The organism is Nostocoides sp. F2B08 (assembly GCF_009184895.1).
In the GTDB taxonomy this organism is placed as follows: domain Bacteria; phylum Actinomycetota; class Actinomycetes; order Actinomycetales; family Dermatophilaceae; genus F2B08.
This window is the reverse complement of the sequence record NZ_WESE01000001.1, coordinates 528271-551257: the sequence shown is the minus strand read 5'-3', so window position 1 is coordinate 551257 and position 22987 is coordinate 528271. Positions and strand designations below refer to the sequence as shown.

Below are 22987 nucleotides of genomic sequence, written 5' to 3'. Positions count from 1 at the left end.
TTTCTTCCTTGGGCGAGACAGTCAGCCTCGGGACGGAACTCTTCCGTCCCGGAGTGAGGGTTTACTTCCGGGGGAAGAAAACCCCTCCGCCGGTGTCGGCGCGCGGACGTAGGATCCGAGAATGCTCATCCGGCTGTTGCGGCGCGCGATGCCGCCTTACGCCGGCTTCCTCGCCGCGATCGCGCTCCTTCAGCTCGTCGGCGTCATCGCGAACCTCTACCTGCCGAGCCTCAACGGGCGGATCATCGACGAGGGCGTCGCGCGCGGCGACATCGGCTACATCTGGCGGACCGGCGCGGTCATGCTCGTGGTGTCGGTCGTCTCGATCATCGCGGCGATCTCCGTCGCGCGACTCGGCTCCCAGGTGGCCGCGAGCGTCGGCCGCGACACCCGGGCGAGCGTGTTCTCGCGCGTGCTGTCGTTCAGCGACCGGGAGGTGCTCGGCTTCGGGGCACCGACCCTGATCACCCGCGCCGGCAACGACGTCACCCAGGTGCAGACGGTCGTCTCGATGCTCCTGATGGTCGTCATCCAGGCCCCGATCATGATGGTCGGCGGCATCATCATGGCGCTCCAGGAGGACGCCGGCCTCGCATGGATCATGGCCGTCGCCGTGCCCCTCCTCGCGGTCGCCGTCGGGCTGATCATCGGCAGGATGGTGCCGTGGTTCCGGGCCATGCAGGAGTCGGTCGACCGGGTCAACCGGATCCTCCGTGAGCAGATCACCGGCGTCCGGGTCGTGCGCGCGTTCGTGCGCGAGCAGGTCGAGCGGGACCGCTTCGCCGTCGCGAACACGACCTACACCGAGGCCTCGCTCAACGTCGGGCGACTGATGGCGATCGCCTTCCCCACCGTCATGGTGATCTTCAACCTCTCCAGCGCGGCGGTCCTCTGGTTCGGCGCGCAGCGGGTCGAGGCGGGAGCGGTGCAGGTCGGCGGCCTGATCGCCTTCATGCAGTACCTCATCCAGGTCCTCATGGCCGTGATGATGACGACGATGACGGCGATGATGATCCCTCGCGCGGAGGTCAGCGCCCGCCGGATCGGCGAGGTGCTCGCCACCGAGTCGACGGTCACCGACCCCGTCGCACCCCTGCCCATCGAGGAGGAGTATGCCGGGGTCGAGTTCCGCGACGTGACCTTCCACTACCCGGGGGCGGAGGCCCCGGTCCTCGACGGCATCTCCTTCGCCGCCCGGCCCGGCACGACGACCGCCATCATCGGGTCGACCGGCGCAGGCAAGACGACCCTGCTCAGCCTGATCCCACGCCTGCATGACGTGACCGGCGGGGCCGTGCTCGTGGGCGGCCGGGACGTGCGCGACGCGCGGCTCGAGGACGTGTGGGGCCGGATCGCCTACGTCCCCCAGAAGCCCTACCTCTTCTCGGGGACGGTCGCGACCAACCTCCGCTACGGTGACCCGCACGCCGACGAGGCGGCGCTGTGGGACTCCCTGGCCGTCGCGCAGGCGGCCGACTTCGTCGAGCGGATGGACGGTGGGCTCGACGCCCGCATCGCCCAAGGGGGAACGAACGTCTCCGGAGGTCAGCGGCAGCGGCTCGCCATCGCCCGGGCTCTGGTCCGGGGGGCCGACATCCTGCTGTTCGACGACTCGTTCTCCGCGCTCGACGTCGCCACCGACGCCCGGCTGCGCGCCGCGCTCGAGGCGAGGACCGCATACACGACCGTCATCGTCGTCGCCCAGCGCGTCTCGACCATCGTCGACGCCGACCAGATCGTCGTCCTCGACGACGGTGCCGTCGTCGGCGTCGGCACGCACACGCAGCTGCTCGAGACCTGTCCGACGTACCGCGAGATCGCCGAGAGCCAGAAGGCCGGGTCGGCGGGGACCGCGGGGGTGCCGGCATGAGCGGGCCGAGGTCGGCATGAGCGACCGCATCCTGTCCGAGGAGGAGAAGGCCGCCGCGGCGCGGCGTGGCCCCGCGCGCCAGGGCGGGCCCCCGCACGCGGCCATCGGTGCGCCGGCCGAGAAGCCGGAGAGCTTCTGGCCCAACGCCCTGCGACTGCTCGGACTGCTCCGCGCGGAACGGATCCTCGTCGCTGTCGCCGTGGGCCTCGGCATCATCGGGGTCGTCCTGCAGGCGGCCGGGCCGCGGATCCTCGGCTTAGCGACCGACCGGATCTTCGAGGGTTTCTTGGGCGCGCAGATGCCGGCCGGGGCGACCCAGGAGGAGGTCGTCGCGGGGTTGCGCGCCGACGGCCAGGACCAGCTCGCCGACGTCGTGGCGGCCATGGAGAACCTCGTGCCCGGGCAGGGCATCGACTTCGACGCGGTCGCGCGGATCCTCCTGCTCGCGGTGATCCTCTTCGTCGTCGCGGCGGCTTTCCAGTGGTTGCAGACGCGCATCCTCGTCGGCGTCGTCAACCGCGCCATCTATGACATCCGCCGTGACGTCGAGGACAAGCTGCACCGCCTCCCTCTGCCGTACTTCGACAACCAGCCCCGTGGCGAGCTCCTCTCGCGCGTGACGAACGACATCGACAACATGGCGCAGAGCCTGCAGCAGACGCTGGCCCAGTTGCTCACGTCGCTGCTCACCGTCATCGCGATGCTCGCGATGATGTTCTGGATCTCGCCGACGCTCGCCCTCATCGCCCTCGTCACCGTGCCGGTGACGATGGTCGTCGCGGGCATGATCGGCAAGCGGGCCCAGCGGCATTTCATCGAGCAATGGCGGGCGACAGGTGAGGTCACCGGGGTCGTCGAGGAGGCCTTCACCGGTCACGACCTCGTCAAGGTCTTCGGGCGCCAGCGTGAGGCGCAGGCCACGTTCGCCGCCAGCAACGACGCCCTGTACCGCGCCAGCTTCGGGGCCCAGTTCGTCAGCGGCATCATCATGCCCGCGCTGATGTTCATCGGGAACATCAACTACGTCCTCGTCGCCGTGGTCGGCGGCCTCCGGGTCGCGAACGGCCAGCTCTCGGTCGGCGACGTCCAGGCCTTCATCCAGTACTCGCGGCAGTTCACCCAGCCGCTGACCCAGGTCGCCTCCATGGCCAACCTCATGCAGAGCGGAGTCGCCTCGGCCGAGCGGGTGTTCGAGGTGCTCGACGCCGCGGAGCAGCGTCCCGACCCCGAGGTCCACATCCCGGTCGAGGACCGGTCGGGGCGGGTCTCGTTCGAGGACGTCTCGTTCTCCTACCGGTCGGCCCAACCGCTCATCGAGCACCTCGACCTCGTCGTCGAGCCGGGTCAGACCGTCGCGATCGTGGGGCCGACGGGTGCGGGCAAGACCACCCTGGTCAACCTCGTCATGCGCTTCTACGAGCTGGACGGGGGCCGGATCACCCTCGATGGCATCGACATCGCGACGCTGAGCCGGCACGACCTGCGCTCGCGCGTCGGGATGGTGCTGCAGGACACCTGGTTGTTCGCAGGGTCCATCCGCGACAACATCGCCTACGGGCGCCCGGGGGCGAGCGAGGACGAGGTGCGAGCCGCCGCGAGGGCGACCTACGTCGACCGCTTCGTGCACTCACTCCCCGACGGCTATGACACCCGGCTCGACGACGAGGCATCCAACCTCTCGGCCGGTGAGAAGCAGCTCGTGACGATCGCCCGGGCCTTCATCTCCGAGCCCGACCTGCTCATCCTGGACGAGGCGACGTCCTCGGTGGACACCCGCACCGAGGTGCTCGTCCAGCACGCGATGGCGGCCCTGCGAGCGGACCGCACCTCGTTCGTCATCGCCCACCGGCTCTCGACGATCCGCGACGCCGACCTCATCCTCGTCATGGAGGAGGGCCGCATCGTCGAACAGGGCACCCACGACGAGCTCCTCGCCGCTGGCGGTGCGTTCGCCCGTCTCTATGCGGCGCAGTTCAGCGCGGCTGCCGTCACCGGCTGAGGCAGGATCCGACCGCTGCTCGGCGCCGGCGGATGCCGATCGGCGACGGCCGGCCGGGTTCCGGGTGCGTCACCTGAGGTATCAGAACCTGGAACACGGGACTCCTTGTGTTCAATGAGAGTTCTCTCATGATTCACCCGTTCTACCGATAGCCGTCATCTGGGCCGATCCCTAGCGTGGTTCGGGTCACACCCACGGCAGGGGGTTGTTTCGTGAATACCGTCATGTTGACCGGCGTCGCCGGTTTCATCGGCAGTCATGTCGGCGAGATGCTGCTCGAGCGCGGGTGGCGGATCCGGGGAGTTGACGCGCTCACCGACACCTACGACCCGGCGGCCAAGCTGCGCAACCTCGCGCTGCTCGACCACAGTCCACTGTTCGAGTTCGTCCACGCCGACCTCGCGACCGCTGACCTGCGACCGCTCCTCGACGGCGTCGACGCGGTCATTCACCTCGCGGCGGAGCCGGGAGTGAGCAAGTCGTGGGGAACGGTCTTCCCGACCTACGTCAACCGCAACGTGCTCTCGACCCAGCGCCTCCTCGAGGCGGTCGCTGAGCGACCCGTCGACCGCTTCGTGTACGCCTCGAGCTCGTCGGTGTACGGGCCCAACTCGGGAACGATGCACGAGTCGAGCGTGCTGGCGCCGCTCAGTCCCTACGGCGTCAGCAAGCTGGCCGGCGAGTGCCTCGTCGGCGCCTATGCCCAGGAACGCCAGCTGTCCTCGGTCTCGCTGCGCTTCTTCTCGGTCTACGGTCCCAGGCAGCGCCCCGACATGGCCATCCACCGCTTCGTCGAGGCCCTCCTCGACGGACGTCCGGCCGAGATCTACGGACAGCAGGTGCAGCTGCGTGACTTCACCTACGTCGAGGACGTCGCTGCGGCGGTCGTGGGGTCACTGACCGCCTCGGTCGCCCCCGGCACGGTCCTGAACATCGCCTACGGCGACCCGGTCGCCATTCCGGACGTGCTGCGGATGGTCGAGGCCGAGATCGGCGGACGCCTCGATGTCGCACAGCGGCCGCACCGCGCCGGCGATACCGGCCGGACCCACGGCGACAGCTCGGCCGCGCGTGAGGTCCTCGGATGGGTGCCGACCGTCGACCTGGCGACCGGGCTGGCCAGACAGGTCGCCTGGCATCGTGCGCTGCGTCAACGGCCGGTCGAGACCGTCGCGGCGGCCGGCCCGGTCGCAGCCGACGTGAGGAGGCAGGTGTTGTGAACCGCCATGAACCGAGGCTGATGATCTACTCCCAGGACGGTCTCGGACTCGGACACATGCGGCGCACATCGCTGCTCGCGCAGGAGTTCCTCGACCGGACTCCCGACGGCAGCGTGCTCACCGTGTCCGACTCGCCGCTCGGGCAGTTCTTCGCCACGGCGGCCGGCCATGACTTCCTCAAACTGCCGAGCATCCGCAAGACCGGGCCGGGTGTCTGGGAGGCGGTCTCCCTGTCCGTCTCTTTCGACGAGGTGCTGCGGCTACGGACCCAGCTCATCGCCAGCGCCATCGAGTCCTTCGACCCGCAGGTGGTCCTTGTCGACCACATGCCGCACGGCGCGATGGGCGAGCTCGTGCCCGCGCTACGCGCGGTCGCCGGTCGTCGCACCCGCGTGGTCCTCGGGCTGCGTGACATCCTCGATGCCTCGGACGTCGTGCGGCGGCGGTGGACCGCGGAGGGTGCCTACGAGACGCTCGAGGAGTTCTATGACGAGGTGCTCGTCTACGGGCAGCAGGACGTGCTCGACGTGGCCTCGGAGTACGCGTGGCCCGCTTCGATCGCGCGGCGAGTCTCCTACACCGGGTACGTCTGCGCGGACCCGCCCCGGCGGCCCAGCCCGAACGGGTCGGGGCCCTGGCAGGGCGGGCGGACGCCGAAGGTCCTCGTCGTCGCGGGCGGAGGGGCCGACGCGTTCCCGATGTTCTCGGCCGTCCTCGACGCCGCCCCCGCGGTCAACGCGGCAACGGGGTCCGAGTTCCTCATGGTCACCGGTCCGTTCATGCCGGACGGGCACGTGCGCAGTCTGCGTCAGCGAGCATCCCGCCTCCCTATGGTCGAGCTGCGACGGAAGTTCCATGGTCGCAACAAGATCGCGCGAGCCGATCTGGTCGTCTCGATGGCGGGCTACAACACGACCGTCGAGGTGCTCGCTGCCGGGACGCCGGCTCTCCTCATCCCGCGGAGCGGGCCCTCGGCCGAGCAACGCACGCGGGCCGAGCTGTTCGCCGATCGGTCGTGGGTCCGGTGGCTCGACCCGCTGAACCTGGACGCCGATGTCGTGGCCGACGGCATCCGTGCCGGGCTCGAGGAGGCCTTGACACCTGCGTCCCGGCCGGAGCTGACTGGTCGTGAGGCCGCGGTGTCCTTCCTCACCCAGGACTTCGCGCCGATCGCGCCATCCCTCACCGCCTCGATGCGATGAGCAGCCCCCCGAGTCCTGCTGCCGTCGCCCTCGCCCTTGGACCCCCGATCGACGAGGTGGCGGAGATCCTGGGCTGCCGCGAGGGCGGTCGGCAGGTCGGAGAGTTCCTCCGCGACCGAGCTCCTGCCCTGGTACTCGACGCGCTCGCACGGGTTCTCGACGGCGATGTCGGTCGGGTCCGCTGCACTGTCACCCGCTCCAAGCTGAAGCCGCACCGCCGGCTCACGCTCTCCGCCGAGCTTCACGGCCTCGGCGCGGGACCCCGCCCGGTGAGCGCCGTGTGGGGAGCACAGCCGGACTCCTTCGCGGACCACCCCGGGGCGCGGGTCGTTCCGGCGTCGGCGCGCGGGCCGTTCACGTCCCTACGGGTAGCGTCCGACGGAGGGTCATCGGCCGCCCCCACCCTCCTCGTCGCCCCGCTCGACCCCGCGTTTCCGTCTCTCGCCGCGCTCCACGACCCGGAGTACCTGGCCGCGCTGCTCCGGACCCAGCAGGTCGAGGTCGGCCTGGAGGGGCACTCCCTGACGACCCTGCGCTACCGGCCCGGCCAACGCCACGTCCTGCGCATCGATCTCGGCGAGTCCGGACGGAGCATCTACGCCAAGTGCTACCGCGACGACACGGGAGCGAGGGCCGTCGCTGCGCGGCACCGGGTCGCGGCGGCCCTCCGGTCAGGGGATCACCCGGTCGAGCCCGTCCAGCCGGTCGGCTACGTCGAGGCCGAGCGGGTCATGTTCTGGGAGGGCAGTGCCGGAGCGCGCCTCGGGGAGTCGGTTGAGGGTTTGTCCCGCCACCTGCGCGCGGCCGGCGCCGGGCTGCGCGCGATCCACGACTCGCCCGTGGTTGCGGAGGAAGGGCCGCTGCGGTCCGACCCCGACCGGGAGAGGGCCGCCACGCTTCGATCGTGCGAGCACGTCATCGCCCTCCTGCCGGATACCGAAGGTGCTCTGACGGCTCTCGCCGACCGCGCCGCCGACCGCGCCGCTCGCGAGCCGACAGAGGCGGGACATCTGCTGCACGGGGACTTCAAGTGCGACAACGCCCTCGTTGAGCAGGACGACCGCCTGCGCCTGCTCGACCTCGACCGGGTCACACTCGGCGATCCGGCGCTCGATCTGGGCAAGATGATCTCCGACCTGGGGTGGTGGGCCGTGACGCGGGGTGTGGACGCGGAGCCGTTCGTCGACTCCTTCCTCGACGGCTACGGCGCGTGTCCCCGACATCGGATGCGTCGCGCGGGGGGTTACGCCGACCTCTTCCTGCTCCGGTCGATCGGCCGTCGCATCCCGCTGCACGAATCCGGGTGGGACGACCGGGTGGAGCGGATGCTAGCGGTCGTGACACGAGGGGGTGGTGGCCGATGACGACCACCTGGCCGGTCGCTCCCAGCGGGGGGCGGTGGCGGGACCTCGATGGCATCCTCGACACCGTGGACACGATGGTGCGGTCCGAGGCCCGTTCGGGATCGGTGCACCAGGTCCGGTGGGACCCCTCGGGCGGCACCCGCGTCGCCTTCGAGCGGGTGGACGGCGACACCGTGGTGCTCGAGGCGAGCGGTCGGGGCGTCAGCGTGCGTCGGCTCAGGGAGGACGCCGACCTTCCGGGCCTCGCCGAGATGCTCGACCCGGAGTCGGTGCGCACCCGCCTGCAGGGTGTGCTGCAGCACCCCGTGGAGCGGTGCGCCGTGACGGTCGTCAGCTACCGGCCGGGCTCCCGGTGCGTCGTCCGGTACGCCGTTCGCGGTGGCAGGAGCGAGGGGTCGCTGCTGTACGGCAAGGTCCTCGCGGAGGATTTCGACGTCTGCCTCGAGAGTCACCGCGTCCTGTCGGGCGCGCTCGGCCGGCGAGTTCCGAGGTTGGTGGCCGCGTGGCCGGACCTGGCAGCCCTCGTGACCGAGGCGGTCCCCGGCCGCAGCGCCTCTGCAGTCCTCGCCGATGCCGCGACCTCTCCCCGTGTGCGGCGGGCGATTGCCCGCGACCTCGGCGAGCTCCTGGCGCACTTCCACGAGACCGACCCCGGTCCGATGGCGGCTACGCGCCTGCACACCGCGGTCGCGGAGGTCGACGAGCTCGAGGGATACCTCGAGGCGGCCTGGCAGGCGGACGCAGAGGCAGCCCTGTCGATGGGGTGGCTGGTGCGGGAGCTATCCACCACCGGGCCGGCGGCGGGTCGGCGCGTCCTGGGGCACGGGTCGTACCGAGCCGGTCAGGTCGTCGTCGACGGCGGTGACCTGACCGTCCTCGACCTGGACTCCGCTGGGCCGGCCGCTCCGGAACGCGACCTGGGCAACGCGCTGGCCTACCTGGACTGGGGGCACCTTCGACGTCCACGGACCATCGGCGAGGAGCTGTCGGCGGCGCTGGTCGAGGGCTACATGGACGCGGGTGGGCAGGTCGACCCGACCGCCCTCGCGTGGTGGCATGCCGCGTCGCTGGTCAAGATCGCCGGGCGTCGCTATCGCAGCCTGGACACCCCTCACTGGGCGGCTGTGCCCTCCCTGCTCAATGCGGGTCGGGACGTACTCCACTCCGGGGCCGCGCCGGAGGCAGGAGCGGCCCCGGACTCCACCGCCCCGGGCAGACTCCGGCCGGGGTCGGGGACCGAGATCACCGACGGCTCTGTGATGAGCCGCATCCTGCGCGAGGTGATCGACCACCTCGGGACGGATGCCGAGGGCTCGGCGGTGGCCGTCACCGACTCCTCGACCATTCGGATCGCGGCAGGTCGACGGGTCGTCGAGCGGTACCGTCTCTCGGGCACCCGGGAGGAACACGAGGAGATCATCCTCAAGGCCTACGCCGAGCCCGAGCGTGCCGCGATCGCGCACGAGAACCTCGGCGTCTTCGCAGCGCTGACCGATCCGGCCACCCGGGTGGGCACCCCCGCCCCCGTGGGCCACCTGCCGGACCGGGGGATCGTCGTGTGCCGTGCGGTGTCCGGCAGCGCGGTGACCGAGATGGCCTCGGACGCCGCGCAGGAGGCCGCCGCACGGTGCGGTCGGTGGCTGCGGGCCGTGCATGGGTCGGGCGCGCTGCTTGCCCGGCGTCTTGACCTGTCCCACGAGGTCTCCAACCTCGCGGCGTGGTCGGAGGAGATCGGCCGTGCCGATGCGCGACTGGCCGGCGCCGCCCGCACCCTCGCCGAGACCCTGGCGGTGGCCGCCACGCGGATGCCGCTGATCCGTTCCGCGACCATCCACAAGGACCTCCACCTCGACCACGTCATCGTCGATGCATCGGGGTGGGCGTGGGTGATCGATCTGGACGAGGCTCGGATGGGGGATCCGGCTTTCGACGTGGCTCACCTGTCCGCCTACGCCGAGGAGACGGGCGCGGGGACGGCCGGTGAGGCCTTCGTCGCCGCATACGGAGATCTCGAGGGCCCGGAGGTGGCGTTCCGGCTCGCGTACTTCCACGCCTACACCCTGCTGAAGATCACCAAGCAGCGCGTGCGGATGCACGGAGACGACGACGAGCAGGCGGAGCGCAGCGCCGCCCGGCTGGCGCGGGGGGTCTCATGGCTGGTCGAGTGATCTACCTGACCCGGAGCTGGCCCCGTCTGTCGCAGACCTTCATCGTGGGCGAGGTGCTCGCGCTGGAGCGACTCGGCGTCCACCTCGACATCTTCGCCCTCGAGCCGTCGGGCGAGGAGCTGCGCCAGCCCCAGGTCGACCGGGTGCGAGCCACCGTCACCTATCTCGACCGCACGGCCGGCTGGCGGGACGACCTGGCGGCGGCGACCGACTCGCCCGTCACCTATGCGGAGACCGCGGCCTTCGCGCTGCGCAACCCGGACCTGTCCAGCGGCTACGCGACGGCTACGTCGTGGCAGTGCTTCCGGTATGCGGTCCACATCGCGGTGCACGTGTCACGACTCCGGGCGGCGGGTGAGTCGGTGTCGCACGTGCATGCGCACTTCGCCCACGACCCGGCCCTCGTCGCGATGTTCCTGCACCGGTTGACGGGCCTGCCGTACAGCGTCACCGCACATGCACGCGACCTGTACCAGATCCCGCAGCGGAGCCTGCGGGAGCGGGCCGGTGCCGCGACCGATGTCCTCACCTGCTGTCGGGCCAACCTCGAGTACCTCGGTGCCGAGCTCGACGCCGGGTCGGCGGCAAAGGCCCGGGTGATCCACCACGGCGTCGACCTCCGGCAGTTCGCGCCGGCCGCGCCGGCCGCTCGCGACTCACGGGTGCGGATCCTCTCGGTCGGACGGCTCGTCGAGAAGAAGGGCTTTCCCGACCTGTTGCGCGCCTGTGCGGTGGTTGCGGGCGAGCACGAGTTCACGCTGACGATCTACGGGGACGGTCCGCTGCGTGAGGAGCTGGAGCGGTTGCGCGACGAGTTCGGGCTTGCCGAGACGGTTGAGCTGGCGGGAGAGCGGGACAGCTCGGTCATCGTCGACGCGATGCGGTCGGCCGACATCTTCGCGATCGCTCCATACGTCACCCCCGACGGTGACCGGGACGGTGTACCCAACGTGATCGTCGAGGCCCTCGCCTCGGGTCTGCCGGTCGTCTCGACGCAAGTGGGTGGGGTCGCCGAAGCGGTGCGCCACGGCTACAACGGCTACCTGTCGGCACCGCACGACATCACCGGTCTCGCCGAGCACATCCGAGCGCTGGTCACCGACCCGGGACTGCGTCATCGGATGGGAGCGGCGGCCAGGAGCACTGCCGAGGAGCACTTCGACGTGGACCGTGCCGCTGCCGAGCTCGTGCGGGTCTTCGGCCTGAGCGAGGCGGCGACATGACCTCACCTACCCTCGCCCCGACTGCCGTGGGCACCAACCGACGCCAGTACGACCGCTTCCTCGGCGCCGTCGACGTGGACCTCATGCGCGCCCGCCTGCTCGCAGTGACCGCACTGGGTCGCGGGAGCGACATCGCGGTCGTCGACGCCAAGCTCGAACCGGGCCGAACGGCCGTCGTGCTGTACCGCGTCGGGCACCGCCTCGTGCACGGGACCGTGCCGGTGCCGGAGCCGGAGCACACTGGTATGGACGAGCCGGACATCATCCTGTCGCCGTACCCCGACGATCCCGGCCTGCCTGGCCTGTCCTGCGCCGAGTCCCCGGAATGCCTCGCCCGCTCCATGGGGCGGGGATACCTCGACGGTCCGGTGCCCGTGACCCGTGTCGAGAGCCGACTCCTGCGGTACCGGCCGGGGCGCCGCGCGACGTTCGCGGTCCGTGCGCGGCTTGGCGATCCGGTGGGTGAGGACACCTGTCGCCTCGTCGCGAAGGTCTACCACGACCCGGCCAAGGCCGCAGCGGTCGTCGGGGAGGGCCGGGAGCTGGCCGCCCAGTCGCCCGCTGCCCCGCTCGTGCTCGCGCGGGTCCTCGCCCACGATCCCGAGCGCGCCATTGTCCTCCAGGAGCACCTCCCAGGGCGGATCCTGACCCTCGACCTCGACGCGGCACCGACGACCCAGGTGATGGCCGAGCTGGAGAGTGCCGCCTGCGCCCTGGCGGCCTTCCACGGCCTGAGCGTCAGCAGCGGTCGTCACCGACCGCTCGAGCGCGAGCTGCGGCGGTTCGAGACCCGGGCCGCCGGCGTCCGGTCGGTCGACGCGCACACCGGCGCCGCCCTCCTCGATCTCGCCGACCGGCTGCTCGGCCTGCCTCGGCCGGACCGGACCACCTCGCTCGTGCACGGTGACTGCAAGCCGGCGCAGTTCCTGCTCGATGGTTCCCAGGTGGCCCTGCTCGACCTGGACCACTGTGGCCTCGCCGACCCGGCCTACGACGTGGGCAACTTCGTGGCGTCCCTCCGACAGCAGGCGGTCCACCATGCGCCGGACCGCCTCGACATCGCCCTCCGACTCGGACGCACCTTCGTCGGCGCCTACGTGGCGGCGAGCGCGAGCGGCGGTGCCGCAGCGCGACAGGCGGCCGCATACACCCATCTGCACGAGCGGCTCGAGACCTTCGTGGCCGTCTCACTCATGCGCAAGGCCCTGCGCGCCTTCGCGCGCGATCCCCACTCACCCGTCCCCCTTCGTCTCGTGGCCGAGGCCCACCGTGGCCTCGACCACCCGGAAGGAGAATCATGAGTCGTGTCGACACCCGCGTGAGCCCACCGACGGGAGACGCCGCGGAGCCGCCCGCGAAGGCCGTCTCCCGACCAACGGCCACGTCCTCTCGCACACCGAAACGGCATCGGTCGGACATCGTGCGCGCCTTCCACCTGCTGCGCACCCACCGCGGCGGCACGGCGCCGTATGTCCTGACCTTCATCATGCTCTGCTTCGAAGCGCTGACCGCAGTGCTCGAACCGGTCCCGATCGCCTACACCGTCGACTTCGTCTCGGGCGAGGCGCAGAGTCTGCGCGACCTGGGCTTCCCCGCCTTCATGGCCAACGAGCAGTGGGAGACGATCGTCCTGCTCGGACTCGGCATCATCGCCATTGCGGCGATCAACAAGGGATCGGACTCGCTGGCCGAGGTCTTCATCGCCCGTGCGGGTCGCGAGCTCGGCTACAACATCCGGGTCACGATGTACGACCGGCTCCAGAAGCTGTCGATGGCGTTCCATGACAAGCGGCGCACCGGTGACGTGCTCACCCGTGTCACCGGCGACGTGCTCGTCGTCGAGGAGTTCGTCGTCGCGTCGCTCACCAACATCATCGCGAGCTTCCTGCTGCTCTTCGGCTCGTTCGCAGTGCTGTTCACGCGGTCCCGCGAGGTCGCGCTCATCGCCATCGTCGTCGTCCCACTGCTCGCCCTCGTCGCCAACTGGTTCTCCCTCCGGCTGAAGAAGGTCTCCAAGGAGCAGCGCTCCAAGGAGGGCGACCTGGCCTCCACCGCCCAGGAGATGCTCTCCTCGATCCGGCTCGTGCAGAGCTACGGTCGCGGCCACGTCGACCTCGAGCGCTTCTCGGTCCAGAGCGACCAGAGCATGCGGGCCTCGCTGAAGATCGCGACCATCCAGGCACAGTTCAGCTGGGTGATCGCGGTCCTCGAGGGCCTGACGATCGCCAGCGTCGTCTGGGTGAGCTACTGGCTGGTCACGGCGGACGTCATCACCGCGGGAGATCTCGTGCTGTTCGTCCTGCTCATCTCCAACATGTTCAAGCCGTCTCGCAAGATCGTGAGCGAGTGGTACAAGGTGGGCAAGCTGCTCGCGAGCACCGAGCGCATCGAGGAGCTCCTCGAGCGGGAGCCGGCGGTGCAGGACGCCCCCGACGCCAAGGACGCTCCCGCCCTGACCGGTCGGCTCACCTTCGACGACGTGACCTTCAGCTACCGTCCGGAGCACGAGAACCCCGCTGAGTCGACCAGTCGCACCGTGCTGCACGACATTTCGTTCACCGCCGAGCCGGGGGAGGTCCTCGCCCTCATCGGTCCGAGCGGGGCGGGCAAGAGCTCGATCGCGCAGCTCGTCCCGCGGCTCTACGACCCGGACTCCGGCACGGTCCGCATCGACGGCATGGACGTGCGCGGCTTCACGCTGGCCTCCCTGCGCCGGCAGGTCAGCCTCGTCCTCCAGGAGACCCTGCTCCTGACGGGGACGGTCGCAGAGAACATCGCCTACGGCATCGACGACGCCACCCCGGAGCAGATCGAGGCCGCGGCGCGGCTCGCGCACGCGCACCACTTCATCCAGGAGCTGTCCGACGGCTACGACACAGTCCTCGGCGAGCGGGGCTCGACCCTGTCCGGGGGTCAGCGACAGCGCCTCGCGATCGCCCGCGCCTTCATCCGGCAGGCGCCGGTCCTCGTCCTCGACGAGCCGACGACCGGGCTCGACCCGTACTCCTCCGACCAGGTCATCGCCGCCCTGCGCTCGCTCATCGAGGGCCGGACAACGATCATCATCAGCCACGACCTCGAGCTCGTGCGGTGCGCGGACCGCGTCCTCGTCCTCGACTCCGGTCGGATCGTCCAGGAGGGCACTCCCGAGGAGCTCGCCGATGTGGGCGGCCTGTACGCAGACCTGTTCAACCGGGGCTCCGGCGAGGACGATCCGGCGGTCGGGACGCGGGGGTGACGATGACCGCGACCGGGCGGGTGCGCGGGTTCGAGGTGGCATCGCCGACCCTCGACCCCGACCTCGGCGCGGTCGCCCGAGCCTGGGTGGCCGACCGGCGGCCGGACGCGACCCCGATCCGCACCTGGACGCACACCGCGCTGTACCGCGGTCCGGACGACGTCTCCGCGCGCGTGTCACTCGAGCTGGCACCCACCAGGGGCGATGAGGGGCCGAGCGAGGACCTGACCCTGCTCGTCAGGTCGCGGGGTGGCAACACGGTCGTGTCGGAGTTCCCGCAGGACCCCGGCGTGCCGGGTCTGGAGACGATGCTCGACCCACGGTCCGCGGCCGAGGTGTTGTCGCAGGCGGTGCCCGAGCTCTCGCGAGGACCCGACCGGCATGCGGGTCTGCGCTGCGGCGTCACCCTCGTCCACCATCCCCGGACCGGAGCGTGCGTCGTCCGCTACGACCTGCCGGGACCGGATGGCCGGAGGCCCCGGCAGGTGTACGCGAAGGTGTACCCGTCGGTGGCGGACCTGCGTCGGTCCGCGGCCGCGCACCAGGCGGTCGAGGGCCGGCTGCTTCACGGCCCGGACGTCGTCGTCCGGCTGCCGCGGCTGCTGGGGGTCGACATCGACACCCGCGCCGCGTTCATCGAGTCGCTGGGATCCCACGACACTCCGTCGGCAGAGGTCCTCCCGGCTGAGGCCGCCCGGGTACTGGCGACCCTGCATCGGGCGACCGCACTGAACGACCTGCCCGCCGTGGGCGCCGCCCTCGATGTCGACCGGGTCCGCGACGAGCTCGCCCTGGTGCGCACCGGCTGGCCGGAGCTCGCCGCTCGGGTGGCCGAGCACGTCGACGCCGCGGCGCGGTGTCTCGACCGCTCACCAGAGGGCGACCCCGTCCTCAGCCACGGCGACTTCACCCCGAGCCAGCTGCTCCGCATGCCCCGCGACGTCATCGGTCTGCTCGACCTGGACACCCTGCGTCACGCGGAGCCCGCCGCCGACCTCGGCCGCTACCTCGCCTACGCATCGGTGCGCCGTGGGCGCCGGGGCCGGTCCGACCCCGGAGACCCGGGCGGGTCGGCTGCGGAGCGGCTCCCATCCGCGCTGAGCGAGCTGTATGCGGTGGCGCTGGCCGCATACCCCGTCGCCGACCCGGTTCTCACGGAGCGCGTCCTGGCCCATGCCCGTATCCAGCTCGGGCTGCTCGCCCTGCGCGCTGCGCGCAGGTTCAAGGACGATCGCGTCCGCCTCGCTCTCAGCCTGCTCGACCACGCACCCACCAGGAGGCCGTCATGACCGCATCCACGAGCCTGTCCCCGACGACCGAGGAGGTCAGCCGCGCGCTCGAGTCCTTCGCCGAGCTGCCCGACTGGCTGTCCGCGTCGATGCGACCCGGCCGGCTCGAGCAGTCCCTGCGCCGACACGTTCCGGAGATCGCCGACGGTCGGCTCGAGCTCGTGTCCTGCCGTGCCGACCAGCTGCGGGCCAAGGACGACCAGTGGCATGCCCGGTGCCGGGTCACCGTCTCAGGTGCGGGGATCGAGGGTGACGAGCGCGAGGTCGTGCTCGTCGGGCTCCTGTACCCACCGCAGCGCCCGACACCCGAGCCGGTCCCCTCGAACGCGGTGCCCTTCGGTGCCGAGGGCTACGAAGTGTGGCTCCCCGACCTACGGCTCCACCTGGCGACCGAGGAGGCCGACCCGGGGCTCCCGGCGCTCGTCGACCTGACCGATCCCGAGGCGGCGGCCCGCCTCATCGAGAACATGCTGCGCGGCGGGTCACACCCACAGGCGCGGGTGCGCTCGGCGACGCCCGACGTCGCCCGGTACAAGCCGGGCTCGCGGTGCACCATCGTCTACGACATGGCCTACGAACCGGGCCAGACGCACCTGCCCGACCCCGTCATCGCCAAGACGCACCAGGGCGACAAGGGCGCGTTCGCGCACCAGGCCATGACGGCGCTCTGGGCCACGCCTCTCGCAGAGGGACGGTCCGTGCTGATCGCCGAACCGCTCGGCTACCTGGCAAATGAACGCATCCTCCTCCAGGGGCCGGTCCCGGAGGACCTCACCCTCAAGGAGCTCTGCGTCGAGGCCTTCGAGACCGGGGACCCCGATCTGCTCGCCGACCTGCGCGGGCACCTGACCGAGACGGCCCGTGCACTCGCGGCCCTGCACACCAGCGGCGCTGCCTACCCACGCACGGTCACCGTGGCCGACTGGATGGCCGAGACGCGGGAGGTCGTCGAACGTCTGGGTCACACGGTGCCCGAGCTGCCCGGCTGGGCGGCGCCGCTCATCGCACGCTTGGAGCACATCGACGCATCGACGCCGGCCGACCCCCTCGTCAGCAGCCACCACGACTTCCGTCCCGCCCAGGTCCTGCTCAGTGAGGCGGGCCTGGCCTTCATCGACTTCGACGGTGCGGCGATGGCCGAGGCGGGTCTCGACATCGGCCGCTTCCGCGGCAAGCTCCGGGACATCGGTGTCACCGCGCTGGCGGCACAGCCGGACGGCTACCGGCAGGACCGGCTCCGTGACCGGCTCGAGCTGCTCGACGTCATGTGCGACGACTTCCTCACCGACTATCGCGCCCATGCGCCCGTCAGCCCGGAGCGGGTCGAGCTGTGGGAGATGATCGACCTGTTCATGGCGCTCCTGCACACGTGGACCAAGGTCCGGCTCCTGCGGGTGCAGCCCCGGCTCGCGATCGTCCGACACCGGCTCCACTCCCTCGGGTCCTCGACGGGCTGAGACCGCGGGTCCGACCCGTCGACGGGCAGACCGATTAGGGTCGGTCGGGTGACGACGACGACCGCGCCACTGCTGCGCACCGAGGCCCGCGAGCGCGCCCGCCTGATCACCGTCGACCGGATGAGCGTCGATCTCGACCTCACCGTGTCCGACTCCTCGTTCGCATCAACGACGCGGATCGAGTTCACATGTGCGGAGCCGGGTTCCACCACCTGGCTCGACTTCCGACCTGTGGACGACCCCTTCGTGAGTCTCAACGGGCAGCCGATCGATCTCGATGGCGCGGCCGCCGAGGTCGCCCGCGGCCGCATACCCCTGTCCGATCTGCGCGAGTCCAACGTCCTCGAGGCGTCTGGGACGATGCGCTTCTCGCGCGACGGGCAGGGTCTGCACCGCGCGGTCGACCCGGCCGACGGCGAGGCGTACGTGTACGGTCATCTCTTCCTCGACGCGGCCCCGACCGTCTTCGCCTGCTTCGACCAGCCCGACCTCAAGTCGCCCTACCGCGTCAGGGTCACCGCGCCGGAGGGCTGGACGGTCCTGGGCAACGGGGCGGCGACGGAGACGGACGCCGGATGCTGGGAGCTCGCCGAGACGCCACCGCTGTCCACGTACTTCGTCACGGTGTGCGCCGGGCCGTACGCCTCGGTCCTCGCCGAGCACGACGGCATCCCCCTCGGTGTGCACGCGAGGCGGTCGCTGGGGGAGGCCCTCGAGGCGCAGGCCGAGGACCTGTTCGAGGTGACCCGGCAGTCCTTCGACCACTACCACGACCTCTTCGGCATCCGGTATCCGTTCGGCGAGTACCACCAGGTGTTCGTCCCGGAGTTCAACGCGGGGGCGATGGAGAACCCCGGCTGCGTGACCTTCCGGGACTCGATGGTCTTCCGCGGGGCCGCGAGCGAGGACCAGATCCTCAGCCGGGCCAACACGATCGCCCACGAGATGGCGCACATGTGGTTCGGCGACCTCGTCACGATGACGTGGTGGGACGACCTGTGGCTCAACGAGTCGTTCGCCGAGTACATGGCGTACCGCACCCTCGTGTCCGCCACCCGCTTCTCCGACGCGTGGGTCGAGTTCTCGATGTCGCGCAAGCTGTGGGGGTACGCCGCCGAGCGCACTCCGTCGACCCACCCGGTGGCCGGGTCGCCGACTCCGGACGCGCAGTCCGCGCTGCAGAACTTCGACGGCATCTCGTATGCGAAGGGCGCCTCGGTCCTGCGCCAGCTCATCGCGCACATCGGCGACGACACCTTCGTCCGTGGCGTGCGGGCGTACCTGCGGGATAAGGCCTACGGGAACGGCGAGCTCGCGGACTTCCTCGCCGCGATGGAGGACTCCGCCGGGCTCTCGCTCTCGACGTGGTCCCAGGTGTGGCTGCGCACCGCGGGAGTCGACGTCCTTGCGGTCGACGACGGGCGCCTGCGGAGATCGGCCCCGGAGCAGTACCCGGCCCGGCGGCCGCACACCCTCGACGTCGGACGGATCGCGGAGGACGGTTCGGTCCGGGCGGCGCGGGTGTCCCTGACCGAGGACGTCATCGGCGTGCCGGAGGAGATCGCCGGTGGTGTCATCACCCTGCCGAACTCGAGTGACCTGACCTGGGCCACCGTCGAACTGCCGGAGGCGCAGCAGGAGGCTGTCCCGGAGGTGATGCCGCGCATCGAGGATCCTCAGGTGCGCGCGGTCCTGTGGAGCGCGGTCATCGAGGGGGTCTATCGCGGCAGCGTGGCGCCGGATCATCTGCTGCACCTTGTCGAGCGCGCCTGGCCGAGCGAGACACACGCGGCCATCCTCGGCCGCACCATGACCAACCTCACCGGTCGTGTCATCCCGTGTTTCGTGCTCGACGACGGTCAGGACGAGGCCGAGGCGGTTGTGGCGAGAGCAGCCCGGCAGCGGCTGGACACCGCCCCCGCCGGGTCGAGCGTCGCGCTGACGGCGGCTCGAGCGCTGGCTCGGTGCACGACGGACCGGGACCTGCTCGAGCGGTGGGCCGGCGGCGACGGTCTGCCGAGCGGACTGGAGCACGACAGCGACTTCCGCTGGCTCGTCGTCGGGGCGCTGGCCCGTCGTGGCTGGCTGGGTGAGGACGGCATCGAGACCGCCCGCCGCGCCGACAACACCCTCACGGGCAAGTTGGCCGCGCTCGCCTCCCGCGCCAGCATCCCGACCGAGGCGGCCAAGGCGTGGGCCTGGTCGGAGCTGACCGGCAATCCGGAGATCTCGAACTACGAGGCCAATGCGATCGCGGGGAGCTTCTGGGGCAGCGGCGAGCTGGACCTCCTCGAGCCGTATCGAGGGCGGTATGTCTCCGACGTTCCGGCCATGGCGCGAACGATGGGCGACGACGCCCTGCAGCGCGTGGCCCAGCTCGCGTTCCCCACCAGGCTCGTCGACCGCGAGACCGAGCGGGTCGTCGTCGCAGCGCTGGAGTCGGACCCGCTCACCCCCGGGGTGCGTCGCGCGATGGTGGACGCACTGAGCGAGCTGCGCGAGGCTCTCGTCTCCCGCGAGCGGTTCGGCGCGTTCGCGAACTGACGCCGGCCTGCCCCCACGACGTGGGGTGTGCCGGGTCGGCGCTGGATCAGCGCGCGCCGAGTGCGCCCTCGAACCGCTGCTGCAGTCGGTTCATCCCCACGAGCCAGGCGTCGGTGTCCCCGGCCCGCGCTCGGTAGTAGTCGCCGACCTCCGGATGCGGGAGGACGAGGAAGCGCCCCTCCGTCATCGCCTCCCACGTCGCGTCGGCCACCTGGTCGGGGGAGAGAACCCGGTCGCGGCCGAGCACCGCGGCGAGCGCTCCCGACCGCTCGAGCATGGCTGTCTGCACGCCCTGCGGGCAGATCGTGTGCACCCGGATCCCCCTGTGCCGGTATGTCACCGACAGCCACTCCGCGAAGGACACGGCTCCGTGCTTGGAGACCGAGTACGCGGGCGCGTCGATCATCGTCAGCAGCCCGGCCGCCGACGCGGTCGAGACGAACCAGCCCTCCCCGCGCTCGAGCCAGCCGGGCACGAGGAGCCGCGCCGCCCGCACGTGCGCCATGACGTTGACGTCCCAGCTGCGCGACCAGTCCGCCTCCGCCGAGTCCAGCCCCTGGCCGAGGTCGACCCCGGCGTTGGCGAACCACACGTCGATCGGTCCGAGCAGGTCCTCGACCGTCTCGACGAGTGCGGCGACGCCGTCCTCGCTCGCCGCGTCGCCGGCAACCAGCGTGCCGCCGATGTCCTCGGCGACGGCGTGCGCTCGCTCGCCGTCGAGATCGGAGACGACGACCCGCGCGCCAAGACCGGCCATCCTCCTGGCCAGCGCCGCTCCGATCCCGCCGGCCGCGCCGGTCACGACGACGACGCGCTCCGCCATGGAGAGGTCCGGCCTGCCCGCCGGCCGTTCGTGCGATGCCACCTCAGACCCCACCGGTGAGCAGCACGCCGCCGTCGACCGTCAGCGTCTGACCCGTCATCCAGCCGGCGTCGTCGCTGAGGAGGAACGCGACGACGCGGCCGATGTCGTCGGGCTCGCCGAGCCGTTTGAGCGGATAGGCGGCGGCCACCTGCTCCTCCTTCCCTTCGTAGAGCGCGGTGGCGAACCGGGTCTTGACGACAGCCGGCGCCACGGCGTTGACCCGGATCGTCGGACCCAGCTCGACGGCGAGCTCCTCGGTGAGGTGGATGAGTGCGGCCTTGCTCGTGCCGTAGAAGGCGATGCCGGGGGCGGGCCGCAGCCCCGCGACACTCGCGACGTTGACGATCGCGCCCCCGTGGTCCTTCATCCACGCCCGGTAGGCGTGCTGCACCCACGCGAGCGCCGCCACGACGTTGACGTCCATGATCTTGCGGGCCGCGTCGAGGTCGAGCCCCGTCAGCGGTCCGTAGGCCGGGTTGATGCCGGTGTTGTTGACGAGCATGTCGAGTCGTCCCCACTGCGCCACCACGCGGTCGACGACCTCGCGCTGGTGCTCGGGGTCCGCGGCGTTGCCGGCGACCGCGACGGCGCGGTCGGCGCCGAGCCGCTCGACGGCCGCCTCGAGCGCCTCGGGCTTGCGCGCTGTGATCGCCACCTTCGCCCCGTCGCCGACGAGCCGCTCGGCGATCGCGAGCCCGATCCCCCTGCTCGCTCCGGTGACGATCGCGGTTCGCCCCTCCAACCGTCCGCTTGCCGGGCCGTCGTTCATCGCGCCTTCGCTCATGGGCCTCTGTCTAGCACGACTGTCACCGGGGAGGTCAGCCGCCCCCGAGCTCCGCGGCCACCGTGTAGAGCGCCTCACGAGCCTCGAGGAGCGACGGGCCGTACCACGTGATGAGTCGCCCGCTCACGAGCCGAGTCGGTGCGACGTGGAACGCCTCCGGCCCGTCGCTCGCGCTGAACACGTACGGCTCGTCGGGCAGCAGCACCGCGTCGAGGTCGTCCCGGTCGAGCTCGGCGAGGTCGAGCCGAGGGTAGCGCTGCGAGTGGTCGCCGAAGGCGTTCGCGAGTCCGGCGCGGGCGAGCAGGTCACCCGTGAAGGTCGCCGAGCCGACGACCATCCACGGGTCGCGCCAGATCGGGACGGCCACCCGGGCGGTCGCCTCCGGCGCCGGTGTGCTCCACAGCCTTCGGACCTCGGTCAGCCACGGCGGGTCGCCCCATGCCAGTGCGGTCCCGAAGAGCCGGGTCAGCGACTCCAGCGCCTGCGGCACGTCCTCGATGACGGTGACCCAGACCGGTATGCGCGCCTCACGCAGGCGGCGCACGTCGAGCTCGCGGTTCTCCTCCTTGTTGACGACGACGAGCTGCGGCTCGAGGTCGACGATTCGGGTCAGGTCGGGGTTCTTGGTGCCGCGGACCCGGGTGACGTCGAGGTCCTGCGGGTGGGTGCACCAGTCGGTGGCTCCGACGAGCGCGTCCTGTCGGGTCACGGCGATCGCCTCGGTGAGCGAGGGGACCAGCGAGACGACCCGGGCGACCTCCACGTCGGGGAGGGGGCACCGCATACCGAGGTCGTCGACCGCCTCTCTCACAGGGGACGGGCCGACAGGACGCAGAACTCGTTGCCTTCGGGGTCCGCGAGGACGGTCCAGGAGGACTCGCCCTGCCCGATGTCGACCGTCGTCGCGCCGCGGGCGAGGAGACGCTCGATCTCGGCGTTGCGATCCTGGCTCGTATGCGGTGCGAGGTCGATGTGCAGTCGGTTCTTGACCGTCTTGGACTCCGGCACCTGGACGAAGACCATGCCCTGCGGCTGCTCGCGGAAGGTCGCGACGTCCTCCATCGGCTCCAGCTGCGCCCACTTCGGGACGATGGCCACCTCGCGGTCGTTCTCGAACACGATGACGTAGTCGAGGGTCTCGGCCCACCAGCGGGCCTGGGCGGCGATGTCGTGACAGTCGACGACGACGGAGTACCAGCGCATGGACATGACTCGACGTTAGCCCGGGCGACGCCGGACCGCCATAGCTCCCGACAGCGGCGGATCCCAGTCGAGCGACCGGTCGACCGCGAGACGCGCGTCGAGCAGCGAGGCCAGGTCCTGGGGGATCGGAGCGATGGTCCGGGTGCGCAGGTCCACCGAGAGGCTCAGCGCCTCATGGCTGTTCGCAACCTCGCCGGTCGTCCTGTTGACGAGGAACTGCAGGGAGTGCAGCGCCGTGTCCGAACGGTCGATAAGCCGGACGTGCACGCTCACGTCGTGTCCGGCCAACACCTCGCGTCGGTAGACGATGTGGTGCTCGACGTCGAACGTCGTGGGTCCGCCTGCGGCGGCCGACTCCTCCGAGAGTCCGAACCGGGCGAAGTAGGCCCACCCGCCGTCGCTGTGCAGCTGCATGTAGCGGGCGATGTTCATATGGCCGTTGCCGTCGCTGAACTCGTGGGGGACGACGACCCGGTACTCGCTCGGCAGGGCGAGCACCTGGTCGAGGCTCGGGAAGGCGGCACGGGGTGGCCGCGTGGTCGAACTCGAGGACATGACCCA

The 22987-nt window shown here is 71.0% G+C and carries 17 protein-coding genes; 12 read left to right on the top strand and 5 right to left on the bottom strand.

What is annotated here, in order from left to right; translation table 11 throughout:
• Window positions 1-121 precede the first annotated feature (121 nt).
• The 12 genes from GA707_RS02545 to pepN all read left to right on the top strand — a co-directional run bounded on the left by GA707_RS02545 (window position 122) and on the right by pepN (window position 19574).
• Window positions 122-1870, top strand: coding sequence for an ABC transporter ATP-binding protein (locus tag GA707_RS02545; protein ID WP_152176817.1), 1749 nt, complete (start codon window positions 122-124; stop codon window positions 1868-1870).
• A 16-nt stretch (window positions 1871-1886) separates the two neighbouring features.
• Window positions 1887-3869, top strand: coding sequence for an ABC transporter ATP-binding protein (locus GA707_RS02540; protein ID WP_152176816.1), 1983 nt, complete (start codon window positions 1887-1889; stop codon window positions 3867-3869).
• A 212-nt stretch (window positions 3870-4081) separates the two neighbouring features.
• Window positions 4082-5089, top strand: coding sequence for an NAD-dependent epimerase/dehydratase family protein (locus GA707_RS02535; RefSeq protein WP_226963477.1), 1008 nt, complete (start codon window positions 4082-4084; stop codon window positions 5087-5089).
• The gene (locus GA707_RS02530) at window positions 5086-6291 is read left to right on the top strand and encodes a glycosyltransferase family protein (RefSeq protein ID WP_193315125.1); all 1206 of its coding nucleotides are present in this window, start codon (window positions 5086-5088) and stop codon (window positions 6289-6291) included. Before GA707_RS02535 ends, GA707_RS02530 begins: the two co-directional genes overlap by 4 nt.
• Window positions 6288-7655 (top strand): phosphotransferase, encoded by a 1368-nt coding sequence (locus GA707_RS02525; RefSeq protein WP_152176814.1) that lies wholly within the window; start codon window positions 6288-6290, stop codon window positions 7653-7655. The genes GA707_RS02530 and GA707_RS02525 overlap by 4 nt, the downstream gene beginning before the upstream one ends.
• On the top strand, window positions 7652-9823 hold the full coding sequence (locus tag GA707_RS02520; protein WP_152176813.1) for a phosphotransferase family protein: 2172 nt from the start codon (window positions 7652-7654) through the stop codon (window positions 9821-9823). Before GA707_RS02525 ends, GA707_RS02520 begins: the two co-directional genes overlap by 4 nt.
• A complete protein-coding gene (locus GA707_RS02515; RefSeq protein WP_152176812.1) occupies window positions 9808-11046 on the top strand; it encodes a glycosyltransferase in 1239 nt (412 codons plus the stop codon). Before GA707_RS02520 ends, GA707_RS02515 begins: the two co-directional genes overlap by 16 nt.
• Complete coding sequence (locus tag GA707_RS02510; protein ID WP_152176811.1) at window positions 11043-12347, top strand: phosphotransferase family protein; 1305 nt, start codon at window positions 11043-11045, stop codon at window positions 12345-12347. Before GA707_RS02515 ends, GA707_RS02510 begins: the two co-directional genes overlap by 4 nt.
• Window positions 12344-14284 carry an ABC transporter ATP-binding protein gene (locus tag GA707_RS02505; protein WP_152176810.1) on the top strand — a complete coding sequence of 647 codons (1941 nt, stop codon included), beginning with the start codon at window positions 12344-12346 and terminating at the stop codon, window positions 14282-14284. The genes GA707_RS02510 and GA707_RS02505 overlap by 4 nt, the downstream gene beginning before the upstream one ends.
• A 2-nt stretch (window positions 14285-14286) precedes the next feature.
• The gene (locus GA707_RS02500; protein ID WP_152176809.1) at window positions 14287-15573 is read left to right on the top strand and encodes a phosphotransferase; all 1287 of its coding nucleotides are present in this window, start codon (window positions 14287-14289) and stop codon (window positions 15571-15573) included.
• Window positions 15570-17030, top strand: coding sequence for a hypothetical protein (locus tag GA707_RS02495; RefSeq protein ID WP_152176808.1), 1461 nt, complete (start codon window positions 15570-15572; stop codon window positions 17028-17030). Before GA707_RS02500 ends, GA707_RS02495 begins: the two co-directional genes overlap by 4 nt.
• A gap of 48 nt (window positions 17031-17078) precedes the next feature.
• Complete coding sequence (gene pepN / locus GA707_RS02490; protein WP_152176807.1) at window positions 17079-19574, top strand: aminopeptidase N; 2496 nt, start codon at window positions 17079-17081, stop codon at window positions 19572-19574.
• A gap of 46 nt (window positions 19575-19620) precedes the next feature.
• On the opposite strand, the gene GA707_RS02485 is transcribed toward pepN, so the two are convergent.
• Genes GA707_RS02485 through GA707_RS02465 form a run of 5 tightly spaced genes read right to left on the bottom strand, consistent with a single transcriptional unit; the run spans window position 19621 to window position 22981 of the window.
• A complete protein-coding gene (locus tag GA707_RS02485; RefSeq protein WP_152176806.1) occupies window positions 19621-20397 on the bottom strand; it encodes an SDR family oxidoreductase in 777 nt (258 codons plus the stop codon).
• 43 nt (window positions 20398-20440) lie between these two features.
• Window positions 20441-21223 (bottom strand): SDR family oxidoreductase, encoded by a 783-nt coding sequence (locus tag GA707_RS02480; protein ID WP_226963476.1) that lies wholly within the window; start codon window positions 21221-21223, stop codon window positions 20441-20443.
• Between the two features lie 34 nt (window positions 21224-21257).
• Window positions 21258-22007: a helical backbone metal receptor gene (locus tag GA707_RS02475; RefSeq protein ID WP_152176805.1), complete on the bottom strand. Its 750-nt coding sequence runs from the start codon at window positions 22005-22007 to the stop codon at window positions 21258-21260.
• 23 nt (window positions 22008-22030) lie between these two features.
• Complete coding sequence (locus tag GA707_RS02470) at window positions 22031-22432, bottom strand: VOC family protein (RefSeq protein ID WP_152176804.1); 402 nt, start codon at window positions 22430-22432, stop codon at window positions 22031-22033.
• 9 nt (window positions 22433-22441) lie between these two features.
• Window positions 22442-22981, bottom strand: coding sequence for a thioesterase family protein (locus GA707_RS02465; protein WP_152176803.1), 540 nt, complete (start codon window positions 22979-22981; stop codon window positions 22442-22444).
• Window positions 22982-22987: the final 6 nt, after the last annotated feature.

Excerpts from the sequence above, each read along its gene's own strand:
- GA707_RS02545 (WP_152176817.1), top strand. The coding sequence starts at position 122 with ATGCTCATCCGGCTGTTGCGGCGCGCGATGCCGCCTTACGCCGGCTTC.
- GA707_RS02540 (WP_152176816.1), top strand. The coding sequence starts at position 1,887 with ATGAGCGACCGCATCCTGTCCGAGGAGGAGAAGGCCGCCGCGGCGCGG.
- GA707_RS02525 (WP_152176814.1), top strand. The coding sequence starts at position 6,288 with ATGAGCAGCCCCCCGAGTCCTGCTGCCGTCGCCCTCGCCCTTGGACCC.
- GA707_RS02520 (WP_152176813.1), top strand. The coding sequence starts at position 7,652 with ATGACGACCACCTGGCCGGTCGCTCCCAGCGGGGGGCGGTGGCGGGAC.
- GA707_RS02515 (WP_152176812.1), top strand. The coding sequence starts at position 9,808 with ATGGCTGGTCGAGTGATCTACCTGACCCGGAGCTGGCCCCGTCTGTCG.
- GA707_RS02510 (WP_152176811.1), top strand. The coding sequence starts at position 11,043 with ATGACCTCACCTACCCTCGCCCCGACTGCCGTGGGCACCAACCGACGC.
- GA707_RS02505 (WP_152176810.1), top strand. The coding sequence starts at position 12,344 with ATGAGTCGTGTCGACACCCGCGTGAGCCCACCGACGGGAGACGCCGCG.
- GA707_RS02500 (WP_152176809.1), top strand. The coding sequence starts at position 14,287 with ATGACCGCGACCGGGCGGGTGCGCGGGTTCGAGGTGGCATCGCCGACC.
- GA707_RS02495 (WP_152176808.1), top strand. The coding sequence starts at position 15,570 with ATGACCGCATCCACGAGCCTGTCCCCGACGACCGAGGAGGTCAGCCGC.
- GA707_RS02485 (WP_152176806.1), bottom strand. The coding sequence starts at position 20,397 with ATGGCGGAGCGCGTCGTCGTCGTGACCGGCGCGGCCGGCGGGATCGGA.
- GA707_RS02480 (WP_226963476.1), bottom strand. The coding sequence starts at position 21,223 with ATGAGCGAAGGCGCGATGAACGACGGCCCGGCAAGCGGACGGTTGGAG.
- GA707_RS02475 (WP_152176805.1), bottom strand. The coding sequence starts at position 22,007 with ATGCGGTGCCCCCTCCCCGACGTGGAGGTCGCCCGGGTCGTCTCGCTG.
- GA707_RS02470 (WP_152176804.1), bottom strand. The coding sequence starts at position 22,432 with ATGTCCATGCGCTGGTACTCCGTCGTCGTCGACTGTCACGACATCGCC.
- GA707_RS02465 (WP_152176803.1), bottom strand. The coding sequence starts at position 22,981 with ATGTCCTCGAGTTCGACCACGCGGCCACCCCGTGCCGCCTTCCCGAGC.